The 16,260-nt window shown below is 70.4% G+C and carries 16 protein-coding genes; 7 read left to right on the top strand and 9 right to left on the bottom strand.

What is annotated here, in order from left to right; translation table 11 throughout:
• Positions 1–38: 38 nt before the first annotated feature.
• Complete coding sequence (locus SAVERM_RS09245; protein WP_171033242.1) at positions 39–1,712, bottom strand: carbohydrate binding domain-containing protein; 1,674 nt, start codon at positions 1,710–1,712, stop codon at positions 39–41.
• Between the two features lie 134 nt (positions 1,713–1,846).
• Positions 1,847–2,992 (bottom strand): ATP-grasp domain-containing protein, encoded by a 1,146-nt coding sequence (locus tag SAVERM_RS09240; RefSeq protein ID WP_010983189.1) that lies wholly within the window; start codon positions 2,990–2,992, stop codon positions 1,847–1,849.
• A gap of 317 nt (positions 2,993–3,309) precedes the next feature.
• Here SAVERM_RS09240 and SAVERM_RS09235 point away from each other — a divergent pair, with 317 nt between their 5' ends.
• A complete protein-coding gene (locus SAVERM_RS09235; RefSeq protein ID WP_010983188.1) occupies positions 3,310–4,182 on the top strand; it encodes a metallophosphoesterase family protein in 873 nt (290 codons plus the stop codon).
• Complete coding sequence (locus tag SAVERM_RS09230; protein WP_010983187.1) at positions 4,179–4,868, top strand: 4'-phosphopantetheinyl transferase family protein; 690 nt, start codon at positions 4,179–4,181, stop codon at positions 4,866–4,868. Before SAVERM_RS09235 ends, SAVERM_RS09230 begins: the two co-directional genes overlap by 4 nt.
• A gap of 42 nt (positions 4,869–4,910) precedes the next feature.
• Here SAVERM_RS09230 and SAVERM_RS09225 read toward each other — a convergent pair whose 3' ends face one another.
• Positions 4,911–5,138: a hypothetical protein gene (locus SAVERM_RS09225; RefSeq protein ID WP_037647422.1), complete on the bottom strand. Its 228-nt coding sequence runs from the start codon at positions 5,136–5,138 to the stop codon at positions 4,911–4,913.
• 242 nt (positions 5,139–5,380) lie between these two features.
• Between SAVERM_RS09225 and SAVERM_RS09220 the strand changes: the two genes are divergently transcribed.
• On the top strand, positions 5,381–6,424 hold the full coding sequence (locus SAVERM_RS09220; RefSeq protein ID WP_010983185.1) for an alpha/beta fold hydrolase: 1,044 nt from the start codon (positions 5,381–5,383) through the stop codon (positions 6,422–6,424).
• 63 nt (positions 6,425–6,487) lie between these two features.
• Here SAVERM_RS09220 and SAVERM_RS09215 read toward each other — a convergent pair whose 3' ends face one another.
• The 4 genes from SAVERM_RS09215 to SAVERM_RS09200 are packed head-to-tail and all read right to left on the bottom strand — an operon-like array spanning position 6,488 to position 10,369.
• Positions 6,488–7,948 carry an FAD-dependent monooxygenase gene (locus SAVERM_RS09215; protein WP_010983184.1) on the bottom strand — a complete coding sequence of 487 codons (1,461 nt, stop codon included), beginning with the start codon at positions 7,946–7,948 and terminating at the stop codon, positions 6,488–6,490.
• Complete coding sequence (locus SAVERM_RS09210) at positions 7,932–9,137, bottom strand: MAB_1171c family putative transporter (RefSeq protein WP_010983183.1); 1,206 nt, start codon at positions 9,135–9,137, stop codon at positions 7,932–7,934. The genes SAVERM_RS09215 and SAVERM_RS09210 overlap by 17 nt, the downstream gene beginning before the upstream one ends.
• A gap of 12 nt (positions 9,138–9,149) precedes the next feature.
• Complete coding sequence (locus SAVERM_RS09205; protein ID WP_010983182.1) at positions 9,150–9,680, bottom strand: hypothetical protein; 531 nt, start codon at positions 9,678–9,680, stop codon at positions 9,150–9,152.
• A 32-nt stretch (positions 9,681–9,712) separates the two neighbouring features.
• A complete protein-coding gene (locus SAVERM_RS09200) occupies positions 9,713–10,369 on the bottom strand; it encodes a helix-turn-helix domain-containing protein (RefSeq protein ID WP_010983181.1) in 657 nt (218 codons plus the stop codon).
• A 252-nt stretch (positions 10,370–10,621) separates the two neighbouring features.
• On the opposite strand from SAVERM_RS09200, the gene SAVERM_RS09195 reads away from it, so the two are divergent.
• Positions 10,622–11,290: an MmyB family transcriptional regulator gene (locus tag SAVERM_RS09195; protein ID WP_010983180.1), complete on the top strand. Its 669-nt coding sequence runs from the start codon at positions 10,622–10,624 to the stop codon at positions 11,288–11,290.
• Between the two features lie 54 nt (positions 11,291–11,344).
• Here SAVERM_RS09195 and SAVERM_RS09190 read toward each other — a convergent pair whose 3' ends face one another.
• Entirely contained in the window at positions 11,345–12,142 is a 798-nt protein-coding gene (locus tag SAVERM_RS09190) for a cache domain-containing protein (protein WP_010983179.1), read from the bottom strand.
• Positions 12,143–12,180: 38 nt separating this feature from the next.
• A complete protein-coding gene (locus SAVERM_RS09185) occupies positions 12,181–12,936 on the bottom strand; it encodes a FadR/GntR family transcriptional regulator (protein WP_010983178.1) in 756 nt (251 codons plus the stop codon).
• 104 nt (positions 12,937–13,040) lie between these two features.
• Here SAVERM_RS09185 and SAVERM_RS09180 point away from each other — a divergent pair, with 104 nt between their 5' ends.
• From SAVERM_RS09180 to SAVERM_RS09170, 3 genes are all read left to right on the top strand, one after another.
• Positions 13,041–14,078, top strand: a complete 1,038-nt coding sequence (locus SAVERM_RS09180) for an ABC transporter ATP-binding protein (RefSeq protein WP_010983177.1) — start codon at positions 13,041–13,043, stop codon at positions 14,076–14,078.
• Positions 14,079–14,148: 70 nt separating this feature from the next.
• Positions 14,149–15,348 (top strand): ABC transporter substrate-binding protein, encoded by a 1,200-nt coding sequence (locus SAVERM_RS09175; protein WP_037646147.1) that lies wholly within the window; start codon positions 14,149–14,151, stop codon positions 15,346–15,348.
• A gap of 7 nt (positions 15,349–15,355) precedes the next feature.
• Entirely contained in the window at positions 15,356–16,249 is an 894-nt protein-coding gene (locus SAVERM_RS09170; RefSeq protein WP_010983175.1) for an ABC transporter permease, read from the top strand.
• The last annotated feature ends 11 nt before the right edge of the window (positions 16,250–16,260 follow it).

Here is a 16,260-nt window from a genome sequence, read left to right as displayed (position 1 = left end):
GTGGGGGTGCCCCCGTCGGGGCACCCCCACGCTGAGACTCAGCCGGTGAAACCGGCCGTGATCGAGGTGAACTGCCAGGTGTTCTGGCTGATGCCGGAGCAGTTGCTCACCACGCCCCCGCCGGGGCACGGCCGGTCGCGGTTGACCGACCAGAAGGCGAGGCGGGCGATGTGGTGCGAGTTGGCCCAGTCGCGGATCTGGGTCCAGGTCGCCGGCGACGTGTTCTCCTGCTGGTCGGACAGGCCGTTCATGCCGGAGATGCCGATGTGGGAGTACGCGGTGGCGTCGTCCCAGCCGAACGTCGACTTGAGCTTGGCCTTCAGACCGTCGGTCGCGTTCACCGTGTTGCCGTACATGTCGGAGCCGCCGCCGAAGTCGAACGGCATTATCGTGAAGACGTCGATGCCGGCGTTCAGGGCCTGGGCCTGCTCGATGAGGCGGTTGCCCCAGTAGGTGGGGCCGGTCGTCGTGGTGCCGAAGGTGACGATCGTGCGCAGGCCCGGATTGTTGGCCTTGACCGTCTTCAGCGCGGTCAGGATGCGGTCCTGGACGGTGGCGTTCTCGAACTCGTCCGTGTTCTCGATGTCCATGTCGATCGCCTTGAGGCCATAGGCGTCGATCACCTTCTGCAGCGCCCCGGCCAGCGCGCTCGCCGAGGAGCAGTTGGCGCCGAGCTTGCTGCCCGACCAGCCGCCGAACGACGGGACGACGTCACCGCCCGCGGAGCGGACCGAGTTGATGACACTCTGGTCGTTGCCGCCGGTCAGCGGCCGGCTGCCGTCCCAGGCGGGGTTGCAGCCGCCGGAGTCCAGCATGAACGCCATCGTGTACCACTTGATGCCGGTCGAGCTCATCACCGAGGTCGCGCTCGGCGGATCGCCCCAGCCGAGGTAGAGATAGGGCGCGGCCTGCTTGAAGCCGGTGCCGCCGCCGCTGCCCGCGTCCGTCGTGACGGACACGGAGTTGGAGGCCGCCGAGGTGTTCCCGGCCGCGTCCCGCGCCTTCACAGTGAACGTGTACGCCGTGCTCGGCGACAGCCCGCTGACCGTGGCGGTCGTACCGGAGACGCTCAGCACCTGGTTGGAGCCGCTGTAGACGTCGTACGTCGTGACGCCCACGTTGTCCGTCGAGGCGTTCCACGCCAGGGTCGCGCTCGACGAGGTCTTGCCGGTGGAGCGGAGGCTGCCCGGAGCCGTCGGCGCCTGGGTGTCCGAGCCGCCTCCGCCCGGACCGTCCAGGCTGATGTCGTCGGCGTAGTAGGTGCCCTGCGCGTACCAGCCGTGGACATAGATCTTGGCGCTGGTCTGCGAGGCGCCGGTGGTGAAGGAGACCGACAGCCGGCTGTACGCCGACGTGGACGTCGTCCAGGTCGAGGCGCCGCCGTCCACGCCGAGGTACACATAGCTGCCGCGCACCCAGCCCGACAGGCTGTACGTCGTGTTCGGCTGCACCGGGACGGTCTGGCTGCACTGTGCGGTGTCACTCGAACTCACGGCTCCCGCAAGGGACTTGGAGCCGCCGTGCACGGGACTGGAGACGACCGACCCCAGATTTCCCGTGCAGGACCAGGGGGACAGGCTGCCCGACTCGAAGCCGGGATTGGACAGGATGTTGGCCGCCTGGGCCGTGCCGGGGAGGGCGACCGCCCCGGCCAGAGCCAGGGCGGCGGAGCCCAGCAGGGCGAGGAGGGAACGTCTGGAGCGTCTGAACATCGTGATGCGCACGCGATCTCCCTGAAGGTGATGGGGGTGCGGGAGTGCCGAAGAGTGCGCAACCAAGTTGGTATGGACCAATCACGGTGTCAAGATGCTGCGCCATGATTGGTCCAGACCGGTAAGGCGATGTTCTAGGCCGGCGCGGTGGCGGGTGCCCCCGCTTCCGCCGGCGGTGCGGAGACAGGCTTCGCGGCCGGTGCGGGCACGGCCGGCAGCACGGTCTCCGGCTCCTCCGTGCGCTGCTGGGGGAGCGAGACCGCCCGCAGCGGGCGCGGTCCCGACACGACCGTGTAGTCCGTGCCCAGGAACGGCGGAGCCACCTCGCCCGGGTCCTCGCCCAGCGCCAACTGCACTGCCGCCCAAGGGGCGTTGAGACCGCACAGCGAGAGCTGGTGCAGGCCGCCGGCCGGGCGCGTGTTGACGTCCATCAGGACCGGCTTGTCGCCGAACATCCGGAACTGGATGTTGGAGAGGTAGTGCAGCCCGAAGCCCTCCGCGAGCCGGGTGGCGGGATCGATCCACTGCTCGTGGAGCGTGAAGCCCCGGCGGCGGCCGTTCTTCGTGCGGCCCACCGCCATCCGGATCCGGTTGTCGGGCCCGGTGAGGCAGTCCACGGACACCTCCGGCTGCCCGAGGTGCGGCATGACCAGCCAGTCCACCGGCTCATCGGCGTCGCGCACGGCCTGGATGACCAGGTCCAGCTGCACATAGGGGCCGGGGAAGCCGTTGAGGTGTGCGAGCGAGAAGGGGGTGCGCGTGATGATGCGGAAACCCACGCCGCCCGCGCCGGCCGCCGGCTTGAAGCACGCCTTGTATCCGCCCGCCTCCAACTCCTCGACAGCGGACAGGAGTTCGTCCTCGGTCCGCACCCGCCGCCACGGCGGCACCGGAATGCCGATCGCCTGCACCGCCTCGTACGCCGTCGCCTTGTCCTGGAAGACGGCCACGGCCTCGGCGGGCGGCGCCAGCAGGGCCGTACCGGCCGCGGCGAAGTCCGCGCGATGCGCGACGACCGCGTCCTGGTGCAGACGCGGCACGAACACGTCGATGCCGCGGCGCGCGCACTGGTCGAGGGCGTACTCGACGTAGCCCGCCGGGGACAGGCCCTCGGGTTCCATGGCGGAGGTGTCCGCCGCGGCCAGGACGGGTGAGTCGGCGTCAGCGTGCGTGGCATGGATCTCGACCGCCCGGTCGTGCGGATTTCGCCGCAGCTGATCCATGAAGAACACGTTCTCCGCGTACGTGCGGTTGAGCCAGACGCGTACGCGAGAGCCCATGCAAGCCACCTTTCACGGTTTGCGGGCACGGCGAAGCAGGCCGGGCCCGGCCAGGGGAGTAGGGAGGTACACCAAACCGCCGTACGCAAGAGAGCGTCGGAGACGGATGTATGTTGGGGCGATCATAGGCCCTCCGGGACCCCCTCACTGCTACACGCGTGTTACGGATTCACGGCAGCCGTGCTCGAGTGATCCGAGCGCTCGTGGTGACGTGCCCCGGCGTGCCCTTGTCCGGGCGCGCGCGGATGTGTTCTTGTGTTTCACGTCCGGGTTGATGAAGATCGGTTCTGGTAGATCGTTTCTCGGGGAACCGGTTCATGAAGGGGGCGAGCGTGGAGTCGACGGCCGGTCGTGGACAGCTGCTCGCCATCAGCGATCTGCACATCGGATACGCGGAGAACCGCGCCCTCGTCGAGAAGATGCGCCCCGAGTCGGACGACGACTGGCTGCTGGTCGCCGGTGATGTCGCGGAGACCGTGGCCGACATCCGCTGGGCCCTCGAAACGCTGGCCGGACGCTTCCGCAAGGTGATCTGGGCACCCGGCAACCACGAGCTGTGGACCCACCCCAAGGACACCGTCACCCTGCGCGGCCTCGCCCGCTACGAGCACCTCGTCGACCTGTGCCGTGAGCTGGGTGTGACGACGCCCGAGGACCCGTACCCCGTCTGGGAGGGGCCGGGCGGCCCGGTGGCCGTCGCACCACTGTTCCTGCTCTACGACTACTCCTTCCTGCCGGCGGGCTGCGACACCAAGGAGCAGGGGCTGGAGTACGCCCACGGGACCGGGGTCGTCTGCACCGACGAGTTCATGCTGCACCCCGACCCCTACCCGACCCGCGACGCCTGGTGCCGGGCCCGGATCGCCGAGACCGAGCGCAGGCTGGCGCAGCTGCCCCCCGAGCTGTCCACCGTGCTGGTCAACCACTACCCGCTGGACCGGCACCCCACGGAGGTCCTGCACTACCCGGAGTTCGCCATGTGGTGCGGCACCCGGCTGACCGCCGACTGGCACCGCAGATTCCGGGCCGAGGTGATGGTCTACGGCCATCTCCACATTCCGCGGACCACCCACCACGAGGGCGTCCGCTTCGAAGAGGTGTCCGTGGGCTACCCCCGCGAATGGCGCAGGCGGCAGACACCGCCGGGCACGCTGCGCCGCATTCTGCCGATGGAGGTCGAAGCCCGGTGATCGAGGAGCTGCTCCCGGCGGCGGTCGTGGCCGTGGAGGCCCACGGTGACGAGGCGGCGGTGGACGGGGCGCTGTACCCCGAGGAGCAGGCGGTCATAGCGCGGGCCGTCGAGAAGCGCCGCCGCGAGTTCACCGCCGTACGCGTTTGTGCCCGGCGCGCCATGGAGAAGCTCGGCGTGCCCCCGCAGCCGGTGCTGCCCGGGGAGCGCGGCGCCCCGCGGTGGCCGGCCGGGCTGGTCGGCAGCATGACGCACTGCGAGGGGTACTGCGCCGCCGTGCTGGTCCGCGCCGGTGAGCTGGCCAGTCTGGGCATCGACGCGGAACCCCACGACCGACTGCCGGAGGGAGTCCTCTCCTCCGTCGCCCTGCCGACGGAGGAGCGCCGCCTGTACGACCTCGGCCGGTCCCGTCCGGACGTCCACTGGGACCGGCTGCTGTTCAGCGCGAAGGAGTCCGTCTACAAGGCGTGGTTCCCCCTCACCGGCAAGTGGCTGGACTTCCTCGAGGCGGACATCGAGATCTTCACGGAGCCCGCCGCACAGGGCAAGGCCCTGTCCGGCGGATTCCGCGCCGAACTCCTCGTCCCCGGCCCCCTGGTGAACGGCCGGCGGCTCGACGCCTTCGACGGCCGCTGGACGGTCCGGCGGGGCCTGGTGGCGACGGCTGTCACGGTGCCGCACCACTGACCCTTGCGCACACCGGCCTGTGTGGCACCACTGGGAGAGGCCCTACCCCTCCGGGCACCAACTGCGCAGCAGGTGGAAGAACTCCTCCTCGTTGCCCGCGAGGCCCGCGGCGGACAGGGCCTGCTCCGCCTCCGCCAGTGCGGCGGTGGGGACCGCGGGTGGTCGGCGGCCGTCCGGCGGACCGTCGAACGTCGCTCGTACGGTCTGGAGGAGGCGGAGATAGGCCTGCACGGCGGCGCGTTCGCGGTCGGTCAGTACGGCTGTCGGCATCGGTCGGCTCTCCCCTTGGTCGGCTTCGTCGTGCGGTACGTGAACTGCGTGCGCCCCCGGGCACACCGGTGGCACACGTCCAGCTTGCCGTCCACCACTGACAATCCCGTTTCCGTACGCCGAGGTTCGCCCGCTTAGCGGAGGCGAAACATCCCCGAAATCCCTTGTGGGGCAGGGGCCCTACGCTGAAAGGAAGGGCCTACGGCCGCTTCCGCGGCGGCCTGGGGAACGGGAGGCGAGCCATGGTCGACGTCCCACCACCGCGCCCGCGGCGCGCACTGCGGCTGCGCCCGGTGGGCGACGGCGAACTCCGGCTGCACCACCGCGTCGTGCACGGCTACCGCCGCGCCTACCGCATGGCCGGCGAGGGTCCCGTACTCGTGCTCATCCACGGCATCGGGGACTCCTCGGCGACCTGGGCCGAGCTGATCCCCGACCTCGCCCGCACCCATACGGTCATCGCGCCGGACCTCCTCGGCCACGGCGCCTCGGACAAGCCGCGGGCCGACTACTCGGTGGCCGCGTACGCGAACGGGGTGCGCGATCTGCTCGCCTCGCTCGACATCGAGTCGGCCACGCTGGTCGGGCATTCGCTCGGCGGCGGGGTCGCGATGCAGTTCGCGTACCAGTTCCCGGAGCGGACCGAGCGGCTGATCCTGGTCAGCGCCGGGGGAGTGGGACGGGAGGTCAACCCGGTGCTGCGGGCCGTCTCACTGCCCGGCGCGCATCTGATGCTCTCCACTCTGCGGTTGCCCGGCATGCGGTTCCAAGTGGGGATGTTCGCACGGCTGATGAGGCTCCTCGACACCGATCTGGGCCAGGACGCGCCGGAGTTGCTGACCCTGGTGGACGCACTGCCCGACGTGACCTCGCGCAGTGCCTTCATCCGTACGCTGCGGGCCGTCGTGGACTGGCGCGGGCAGGCGGTGACCATGCTCGACCGCTGCTATCTGACCGAGGGCATGCCCACGCTGCTGCTGTGGGGCGACCGGGACAGCGTGGTGCCGGTGCGGCACGCGTACGGCGCGCACGAGGCGATGCCCGGCAGCCGGCTGGAGATCTTCGAGGGCGCGGGCCACTTCCCCTTCCACACTGACCCCGCGCGCTTCCTCGCCCTGGTCGAGGAGTTCACGGGCACCACCCGTCCCGCCCACTGGAGCCGCGAACACTGGCGCGAACTGCTGCGGGCCGGCCGCCCGGGCAGCGCGGCCGGCCGGCCCGACACCGTGCGGAACCGGGCGGTGGAACGGGACTTGAGGCAGGCGAGCGAACGCAGCGCGACGTGATGCCGGTGGGTTCCAGGACCCGGAGGCTGACGCGCCCGTCATCCCTCCAGGTCCAGGGAGACGTCAGCCGGCAGCCTGCGTGCCCGACGGCTCCTTCGCGGTCAGCACCGCCTTGCGCTCCTCAGGTGTGAGCGGCGGCCCGGCCAGGGGAGAGCGCCGCGGGCCGCGCAGTACTGCGAAGAGGACCTCGGGCTTGACGAGCGTGGAGAGCGGCCTCGAAAGCGTGATCACGCCGAGGAACGCCTGGGCGACCAGCGGCCGGCCCGTCGCGGTCCGCATGAGCCGCTCCACGTAGCGGCCCAGGAGCTTCTGCGTGCCCCCGGGCTGCTTGCCGATCGCCTCGGGGTAGCGGATGTCCGTGCCCGTGGCCAGCTCCCAGGCGATCTTCACCGGAAGGGCCACGGCACGTTGCGCCCGGCGCGCGAGTCCGGGGGCCGCGAGTCCGTGCTCGGCCACGTGCTCGCGCAGCGCCACCGCGCCCTGGGCGGCAACTGACATGCCGTGCCCGTAGACCGGGTTGTACGTGGCGACGGCGTCGCCGATCGCGACGAATCCCTCGGGCCAGTCCTTCACCTTCTCGAAGAAGCGCCGCCGGTTGATGGTGCTGCGAGTGAGTACGACGTTCGTCAGCGGCTCCGCGTGCGCGATCAGTTCGCCCACGACGGGGTCTCTGACGCCGCGGGCGAACGCCTCGAACTCCTCGGCGGAGGCCGTCGGCTGGCCGCCGTGGGTGCCCGACAGCGTCACCAGCCAGCGCCCGCCCTCGACGGGAACGATCGTCGCAGACTGCGCGGGTACGGGCTGTGCCGGATCCGGCTGCACGTTGACCACGGGAAAGTCCTCGGTGCCTGCGGGTGCCCGGAAGATCCGGCTGGCGTACGCGAGTCCGGAGTCGACCTCGTCCATCGGAGCCTGTGGCACGCCCAGTGCGTCCAGCCAGGCGACGGAGCGCGAACCGCGCCCCGAGGCGTCCACCACCAGATCGGCCTCCAGGACGCGCTCCTCGCCCTCGGGCGTCCGCACCCGTACTCCCGTCACCCGCAAGGCCCCGCCCTCCAGACCGAGCAGTTCGGTGCCCGCCAAGAGGGTGACCCCCTCCTTTTTGGCAACCTGTTCACGGATGACCGAGTCGAGCAGGTCGCGGGTGCACGAGATCATGAACTCCATCTCGGGCCAGCGCCGGAGCCAGCCCTGCGCCGACAGTGAGACGAGGCCGGTCGGGAGGGGTATCCGGCGGGCGCCGGCGGCCAGCCAGGCGGCGGTCACACCGGGCAGCAGGTCCTCCATCGCGCGGGCGCCGCCGGACCACAGCAGATGAGCGTGGCGGGCCTGCGGGAGCCCCTTGCGCGGCGCGGGCTCCGCAGGCAGGACGTCGCGGTCCACGACGGTGACCTCGGCGTGTCGGTGCAGGGCGGCGGCGGCCAGCATGCCGGCCAGTCCCGCGCCGATGACGACGGCTCTGGGGGAGGCCGTGCCGCGGCTGCCAGGTGCCGCGCCCCGGGGGACGCTAGCGGGTTCGCTCATGGAAGTCGCTCTCTGACCTGGTCGAGGCCTGCCTTCGGGCGGCCGCGACGACGGGTGACTGACGCAGGGCATTGGACATCCGCACGAGGTCGCGTGGACCGTCCAAGGACGAGAACGGGGCGGTTGCCTCCGCTGAGCTGATGACCCTGCCCTCAGGGTCGGCGGACCTCGCCCGCACCGCCGCCGTCACCATCGCCGCGTCGGCCTCGGCCTGCGCCTGGGCGGGCTCGGAGCCCGCGGCCACGGCCGCGTCGTAGGCGAGGCAGCGGACCTCGGAATCGAAGTAGGGGTACAGGCCGAGCATGCCGTCGTGGATGTCTGACTCCCGCTGGGTGACCTGGAGATCTGCCGACGACCACCAGGAGATGCGTACCGCACGGTCGGCGAAGGTCGAGACCGGCTTCAACTCGCGCCACAGGGGCCCGAGCCGGCGGTAGGTCGACCACGTGATCCAGTTGTCCCCGATACGCTGGCAGGCCAGTGGGAGACAGAAGCCGACCGCACTTATCTGTGCGCCTGCCGAGGCCAGTACGGGGGCCACATCGGTACTCAGGTAGTCCAGGTTGCCGCCGTTCCACTGGGCGACCACGGCGGTGAACTTGGCCGCCGCGTAAGGGATGTTGAACATGAAGCCGAACGCGATGACCAGCAGCCCGGCCCGCAGCCAGCCGCGTACCTGGATCGCCCAGCGCCAGCACATCACGTTCATGGCGACACCCGCGACCGTGAGCGCGGCGAGATAGAGCACGATCATCTCGCGGATGAAAGGTGTGTTGGCGTAATAGGTGTCGAGGTCCCGCAGCCGCTCCTGAGGGGCCTCCCCGAGGAGGAACAGCACGACCAGGGCGACGCTCACCACGCTGTATCCGGCGATCCAGCGGCGAGAGAGGCGGCGGGTCACCTCGGGCGGCCCGCCGCGCCAGTTGATGATCAGCACCAGGCAGGACGCGCTGAAGGCACTCAGTACACAGTAGACAAGCGGTGCCGAGATGTTCGGGATCCCGGTGAGGGCGTTGACCTCAGCGATCGTCGGCGGGGCCGCGAACAGGAACACCAGACCGGCCAGAGCCAGGAGCACGCCCACGGAACGCAACAGCGGGTCGCGCCAGCCGCGGATCAAGGCGGGTGCCTTGGCCGCGAGGGCGACCCCCATGGCAGCAGCCGGTATGTAGTAGCTGGATCCGTCCATGTCGAAGCGTCTTCAGCCCTGCGGCCCGCGATAGCCCAGCGACGCCTCGATCCGGCCCGCCACGTCGTCGCGGCGCACGGGCCCCCGCAGCGACGAACCGGCCAGCCATCTGCGGCACTTGCTGGCGAGCAGCAGACCGAAGCTCTCGGCCTCCTTCTCGTCCGAGAGTTCGAAGCGGGTTCGCGCGGCGACCTTCAGGACGGTCGCCTGAAGATCCGCGGTGTCGCTGAGCAGACGGGCCGCCACGGCGGCGCCCTCCACGTGGTGGCTGCAGTGCCCGGCCTTCATGTGCCACAGTTCATGGCCGAGGATCACCAACTGGTGGTCGGGAGCGGTGCGTTCCTCGATGACGACGAGGTCCTGGTCGGCCATGTCGAGCCACAGCCCGCTCGCGGTCCCGGGCGGGAACGCGGCCGTACGGTACTGGACGGGGCGGCCGCGGCGTCTGCTCATGCCGTCGCACAGCGCGGCGTAGAGGTCGGCGGGCTCCGCCGGCGCCGGGAGCGAGAGCTCCGCGACCAACTCGCCGCACAGGCGGCGCATTTCCCTTCCGATGCCCACAGTTCTCCCCCGGATCAGGACTCGGGCCGCTTGACGCTCTCCAGGAGCATGTCGAGCCACTCCGCCACCTTGTCGCGGTGCTGGTCGGTGGGCAGCTGCGCGGCCCGCCAGGCGATTCCGCGGACGCCGTGGTCCTGCAACAGCCGCTCCAGCGGGTCGTCGACGGCCATGGCCGCCGCGCGCTCCCGGTCGGCGAGCTGCTGGAGGAGCTCCTGCTCGGAGCGCTGGAGGGTGCCCGCGAGCGCCTCGGGGTCCTCAGCCGTGAGGAATCCGGCGTGCACCCTAAAGAAGCGCTGAATGGCGTCGCAGTGCTCCATGGTGGGGCGGCGGTCCCCGTTGATGAGGGCCCCCGCCTGCTGGCGCGACATGCCCGCGCCGTCGGCGATCTCCTGCTGGGTGTACCGGCGCCTGTTGGGCTTGAGCCGGGTGCGGCGCAGCAGGTCGAGCCGCTGGAGGAAACGGGCCTGAAGATCCGGCTCACCGGCGGGGCGCCCGCTCAGCAGGGCCTTCACCACGGGCTCCGGGACGCCCGAGGCGACCGAGAGGCGGCCGACGTCGAAGACCTCCGCGTGCGCCACGCCCAGCCGGTCGGCCAGGGCTGCGACACGGGCCACGACGGCCGGCAGCAGAACCGTCGCCGTGGCGTCCGGAACTTCCAGGCCATCCGTCACCGACAGATCTCCTACGTCTCTTCTCAGGTCTCTCACACGGCTCTCATGCTGATCCGGCACCATCCGGTGATGGTCAGGAACCATCGGGAGATTAGCGGTTGGTTCGAACTCACATCCAGGTCTCGCCACAACTGTGGCGAGATTCAGCCGTCAACGCGCGCCAAATGCCACGATAGTTGACATGACTCTGCTCCGGGAAGCAGGATCAGGGCGCCGCGTGAAGGCCGCAAGGGCAAGAGGGGTGACCTCCCGATGGCGTATCAGGCAGGTGGGCAGCGGCCGGCGCCGCGACCCGTCCCCGCGAGTGTGGAGGCTCAGGCGTATCTGCAGGACTACGCCGCGCTCCTCGAATCCGTCTCCTTCCCGTCCGTGGTCTTCGACCACCGCTGGGACGTCGTCCTGTCCAACGCCGCGTTCGAGACACTTTTCGGCGGCGTGGGGCCGCACCCGACGGCCATGCCGGGCGACAACTTCCTCCGGTTCGTGCTGTTCCACCCGGACGCGGCCACGATCCTCGGCGAGCACGAGTCGAGCTGGTGCCTGCCGATGCTGGCGCACTTCGCCGCCGCGGTGGAGCGCCACGGCCAGGACCGAGGTCTGCTGTCCATCCGCCGGGACATCGCCCAGGACCCGATCATGGAAGCCGCCTACCGTCACGGCCTGCCGCACTGGATCCGCGCGGTGGGGGCGAACGCCGTCGAGCACGACGGTGCCGTACGCCCGCTGCTGCACCCCGATCCGCGCTGGGGCACCGACTGCCGGGTGGTGGGGGAGACCCCGAGGACCCTTCAGGACATGGGCTATACGAGGATGACGCTGGTGCTGCGCGAGGCGCGCCGCCCGGCGGACGGCCCTCGCAGGCCGCGTCGCGCGGGCCGCACGTCGAACCATCTCAGCGTGGTGCCCTCACCGGAGAGGTGAGGCGGTTCGAGACTCCGGCTCCGTCGGCGTTCAGGTCGCCGACGGCGCCGGAGCTCACCGCTCGGCCATGACGAGGACGAGGGGGACGCCGTCGCAGGGCATCAGGTGCAGGCCGTCGAAGTGTTCCGGCCGGGCCTGGGTGAGGACGGCGGCGAAGTCGGGGCCCTTGGTGAGGGAGCCGGCCAGGTGTGCGGGGTCGGCGGACGCGGCGACCCGGCCGCGCGCGTTGACCAGGTGCGCCGGGCCCGGCAGCCGTTGCAGCAGGGGCATCACGGCCGTCTCGAAGTGCCGCAGATACACATCCGCCGCGGCCACCCCCGCGAACCGCCCCTCCACCTGCACCGGCGCGGACAGGGTGAGGCTGTACTCCTCGGAACACAGATAGTCCACATACGGCCCGGCCACCGCCCGGCGCCCGGTGTCACGGGGCAGCGCGAACCAGTCCCAGTGCGTGTAATCCGAGTACGCCGACTGCCGCGGGTCCAGGTCGAGCAGCAACGGCCGCAGCGCCCCGTCCGCACCGGTCTGCCACCACTCCAGCCACGTCGGCACATCGCCCAGCAGCCCCGGCGCGGCCACGAACCCCACCCCCGAGACCAGCTCCTGCCGCGCCAGCCGCAGATGAAGCCCCGGCCGCAGCCCGGCCAGATCCACGGTCGCCGGCCGACGACCCAGCCCGGCCACTTGCGCCAGCAACGCCGCCGTGTCCGCCCGCGTCTCCTCGACGGCCTCGAACACCGCCTCCAGCGCGGAACGCACCTGCGCCGCCACCCGCGCCTGCGCCGCCACCCGCGCCTGCGGCGACACATCCAGCGTCGCCGCCGCACCGGCCGGACCGGGACTCCTGCTCATGGGCGCCCTCCAGCGCACGGGGACCGGGTTCGACGCTGCTACAGGGCGAGGCGCAGCGTGATGAGCCGCGCCGTGGAGTCCTGTACACACCGCTCGGCCAGTGCTCTGGCCGTGTCGTCGGCCCCATCCTGCACCGCCGAGATCACGGCGCGGTGACGGCCGGCGACTTCCTGACGGTAGGCGTCGTCCCCGAGTACGAGACACAGCAGCGCCCCGACCTCCGTCTGCAGCGCGACCTGCTCGCGGGTGAGCCGGGCGGACTGCGCGGCCGCGGCCAACTCCACATGGAACCGGCCGTAGACGCGGCTGCGCGCCGCCGCGTCCTCGGCCTGATCGAACTCCTCGAGCGTGCGGCGCAGTTGCTGGAGGTCGTCCGGCTCCGTGCGCTGCGCCGCGAGCCGGGCCGCCGCGCCCGACACGGCCGCCCAGTGGTCGCCCAGGTCCCGGAGCTCCTCCGTGCTCCAGCCGGCCAGCCGCACCCTGAGCCGCTCCTCGCCGGGGATCGCGGGCAGCGAGACGAAGCTGCCGCCGCCGCGTCCCCTGCGGGTGGTGACGAGCCCCTGCTGCCGCAGCGCCATGAGCGCTTCCCGCAGGGTCACGGTGGACACGCCGAGCTGCCCGGCCAGCTCGCTCTCGCCGGGCAGCTGCTCCCCGTCGGCGAGCAGCCCGAGCTCGATGGCGTCGCCGAGCCGGCGGACGACCGTCTCCACTCGTGCCCGGCTGTCCACCGGGGTGAAGACGGCGCTCCGGGCGCCGCCGGCGTTCCTGTTGACGGGCTGCTTCACGGCCACCACCTTGTGCGTTGACTCAACCTTTACCCTAAGGGGGTCTTGAGCTTTGAACTATGACTTCATATCTTTTCGTTTAACGTAAGAGTGCACCAGAAAGGTTCCCGCCCATGGAGGCACGCGCGATCCGGCTGCAGGGACTGCGGAAGGTGTTCGGTGATACCGCCGCCGTGACCGGCGTCGACCTGGAGATAGCCGACGGAGAGTTCTTCTCGATGCTCGGCCCGTCCGGCTCCGGCAAGACGACCGTCCTGCGTATGATCGCGGGCTTCGAGAGCCCCACCGCCGGCCGGATAGAGCTGGCGGGCCAGGAGGTCACCGGGCTCGCCCCCTTCGAACGGGACGTGCACACCGTCTTCCAGGACTACGCCCTGTTCCCGCACATGACCGTGGAACAGAACGTCGCCTACGGCCTCAAGGTCCGCAAGGTGCCCAGGGTCGAGCGGCTCGCCCGGGCCCGCAAGGCACTCGCCGACGTACGCCTCGAAGCGTTCGGCACCCGGCGCCCATCCCAGCTCTCCGGCGGTCAGCGCCAGCGGGTCGCGCTCGCCCGCGCCCTGGTCGGCCGCCCCCGTGTGCTGCTGCTCGACGAACCGCTCGGCGCCCTCGACCTCAAACTGCGCGAGCAGATGCAGGTCGAACTCAAGGCGATCCAGCGCGAGGTCGGCATCACCTTCGTGTTCGTCACCCACGACCAGGAGGAGGCCCTGACGATGAGCGACCGCATCGCCGTCTTCAACCGGGGCCGCATCGAACAGGTCGGCACCCCGGCCGAGATCTACGAGCGCCCCTCGACCCCGTTCGTGGCCTCGTTCGTCGGCACCTCGAACCTCCTGTCGGGCGAGTCGGCACAGCGGATCGTCGGCGCCCCCGGCACGTACAGCATCAGGCCCGAGAAGATCCGGGTCCTTGGGGAGTCCGCCCACGCGGGCGACCCGCAGTACTCCACCGCCACTGGCACCGTCGTCGAGGTGGTCTATCTCGGAGACGTCACCCGTTTCCTGGTGGACCTGGACGCGGGCGGCCGGCTCACCGCCCTCCAGCAGAACCTGGAGACCTCCTCCGCGGACGTCGCCGCGTATCGCGGCACCCGGGTCACCCTCCAGTGGCACCGCGGCCACACCTTCAGGGTCCCCGAAGCCGGTTGACCCGACCGCTCACCCCTGCCGTCACGTGTTGACCCCACCGCTCAGTCCCCCGTCACGTATGGAGAACGTCGTGCGTCTCACCCGAACCCTCCAGGCCACCGCCGCCGTCGCGGTGCTCCTCGCGGCCACCGCCTGTGGATCGTCCGACTCGGGCGGCTCGTCCTCGTCGACGGGCCTCAACCCGCCCGACCTCAAGGCGCAGTCGAAGCTCGGCAAGACGGAGGGCCAGGTCAACCTCGTCGCCTGGGCCGGCTACGTCGAGGACGGCTCCAACGACCCCAAGACCGACTGGGTCAGCGACTTCGAGAAGCAGTCCGGCTGCCAGGTCAACTCCAAGGTCGCGGCCAGCTCCGACGAGATGGTCAAGCTGATGAAGACCGGCCAGTACGACGCCGTGTCCGCGTCCGGCGACGCCTCCCTGCGCCTCATCGCCTCCGGTGACGCGGCTCCCGTCAACACGGACCTCGTTCCCAACTACCAGGACGTCTTCAGCGGCCTGAAGAAGCAGGCGTGGAACTCCGTCGACGGCACGCCCTACGGCATCCCGCACGGCCGTGGCGCCAACCTGCTGATGTACAACACGCAGAAGGTGAAGCCCGCCCCGACCTCCTGGTCCGCCGTCTTCGACGACGCCTCGCGGTACAAGGGTCATGTCACGGCGTACGACTCCCCGATCTACATCGCCGACGCGGCGCTCTATCTCAAGGCCACCAAGCCCGAACTGAAGATCAAGGACCCCTACGCGCTCGACCAGAAGCAGTTCGACGCGGCCGTCGCCCTGCTGAAGAAGCAGAACGCGAACGTCGGCGAGTACTGGGGCGACTACCTCAAGGAGATCTCCGCCTTCAAGAGCGGCGACTCCGTGGTCGGCACCACCTGGCAGGTCATCGCCAACCTCGCCGCCGACGAGGGCGCCAAGGTCAAGGCGGTCGTGCCGAAGGAGGGCTCCACCGGCTGGTCCGACACCTGGATGGTCTCCGCCAAGGCCAAGCACCCCAACTGCGCCTACAAGTGGCTGGACTGGATCATCTCACCGAAGGTCAACGCCCAGGTCGCCGAGTACTTCGGTGAGGCTCCGGCCAACGCCAAGGCCTGCGACGAGACCAGCGACAAGAACTTCTGCGACACCTTCCACGCCACCGAAGAGAGCTACTGGAAGGACACCGCCTTCTGGAACACGCCCATCGAGCAGTGCCTCGACGGCCGTACCGACGTGAAGTGCGTGCCCTACGCCAAGTGGGTCCAGGCCTGGACCGAGATCAAGGGCTGAGACAACGGTGAAGACCACCACTGCGCGAGCCGCCGGACGGACCCCCGTCCGGCGGCTCGCCGGGACCCTGCACCGCCGCCCCCGGCTCAGGCTGTCCCTGCTCCTGACCGCACCGCTGCTCTGGCTCGCCGTGCTCTATCTCGGCTCGCTGAGCGTGCTGTTCATCTCCGCGTTCTGGACGACGAACTCCTTCACCTCCGAGGTCGTGAAGGTCTGGTCGACCGACAACTTCCACACGCTGTTCACCACCCCCGTCTTCCGCCAGGTGATCCTGCGCAGCGTCGGCGTCGCGCTCGCGGTCACCGTCCTGTGCGCGGTGATCGCCTTCCCGGTCGCCTTCTACACGGCCCGCCTGGCCAAGCCGAAGTGGCGTCCGCTCCTCGTGGTCGCGATCCTCACCCCGCTGTGGGCCAGCTACCTGGTCAAGGTGTACGCCTGGCGGCTCATCCTCTCCCAGGACGGGCTCGCCGACTGGATGCTGAAGCCGTTCGGGCTCAGCGGTCCGGGGTTCGGCCTGCCGGCGACGGTCATCACCCTGACGTACCTCTGGCTGCCGTACATGATCCTGCCGATCCACACGGCGCTGGAGCAGCTGCCCGCCAACCTCCTCGACGCATCCGCCGATCTGGGCGCGCGGGCCGGCCGCACCTTCCGCTCGGTCGTGCTGCCGATGGTCCTGCCGTCGGTCGCGGCCGGCTCGGTCTTCACCTTCTCGCTCAGTCTCGGTGACTACATCACCGTGCAGATCGTCGGCGGCAAGACCCAGCTGATCGGCAACCTCGTCTACTCCAACATCGAACTGAACCTGCCCATGGCCGCCGCACTCGGCACGGTCCCCGTCGTCGTCATCGTGGTCTATCTGCTCGCGATGCGCCGCACGGGTGCGCTCAGCAGCCTCTGATCAGCCCGTTA

The sequence above is a fragment of the Streptomyces avermitilis MA-4680 = NBRC 14893 genome, from assembly GCF_000009765.2.
Taxonomy (GTDB): domain Bacteria; phylum Actinomycetota; class Actinomycetes; order Streptomycetales; family Streptomycetaceae; genus Streptomyces; species Streptomyces avermitilis.
The sequence above is the reverse complement of the archived record's forward strand: the minus strand, read 5'-3'. Positions and strand labels throughout refer to the sequence as shown.

Coding starts and splice junctions, on each gene's coding strand:
- SAVERM_RS09210 (WP_010983183.1), bottom strand. CDS start 9,137: ATGGACGGATCCAGCTACTACATACCGGCTGCTGCCATGGGGGTCGCC.
- SAVERM_RS09245 (WP_171033242.1), bottom strand. CDS start 1,712: ATGTTCAGACGCTCCAGACGTTCCCTCCTCGCCCTGCTGGGCTCCGCC.
- SAVERM_RS09240 (WP_010983189.1), bottom strand. CDS start 2,992: ATGGGCTCTCGCGTACGCGTCTGGCTCAACCGCACGTACGCGGAGAAC.
- SAVERM_RS09235 (WP_010983188.1), top strand. CDS start 3,310: ATGAAGGGGGCGAGCGTGGAGTCGACGGCCGGTCGTGGACAGCTGCTC.
- SAVERM_RS09220 (WP_010983185.1), top strand. CDS start 5,381: ATGGTCGACGTCCCACCACCGCGCCCGCGGCGCGCACTGCGGCTGCGC.
- SAVERM_RS09215 (WP_010983184.1), bottom strand. CDS start 7,948: ATGAGCGAACCCGCTAGCGTCCCCCGGGGCGCGGCACCTGGCAGCCGC.
- SAVERM_RS09190 (WP_010983179.1), bottom strand. CDS start 12,142: ATGAGCAGGAGTCCCGGTCCGGCCGGTGCGGCGGCGACGCTGGATGTG.
- SAVERM_RS09180 (WP_010983177.1), top strand. CDS start 13,041: ATGGAGGCACGCGCGATCCGGCTGCAGGGACTGCGGAAGGTGTTCGGT.
- SAVERM_RS09205 (WP_010983182.1), bottom strand. CDS start 9,680: ATGCGCCGCCTGTGCGGCGAGTTGGTCGCGGAGCTCTCGCTCCCGGCG.
- SAVERM_RS09225 (WP_037647422.1), bottom strand. CDS start 5,138: ATGCCGACAGCCGTACTGACCGACCGCGAACGCGCCGCCGTGCAGGCC.
- SAVERM_RS09195 (WP_010983180.1), top strand. CDS start 10,622: ATGGCGTATCAGGCAGGTGGGCAGCGGCCGGCGCCGCGACCCGTCCCC.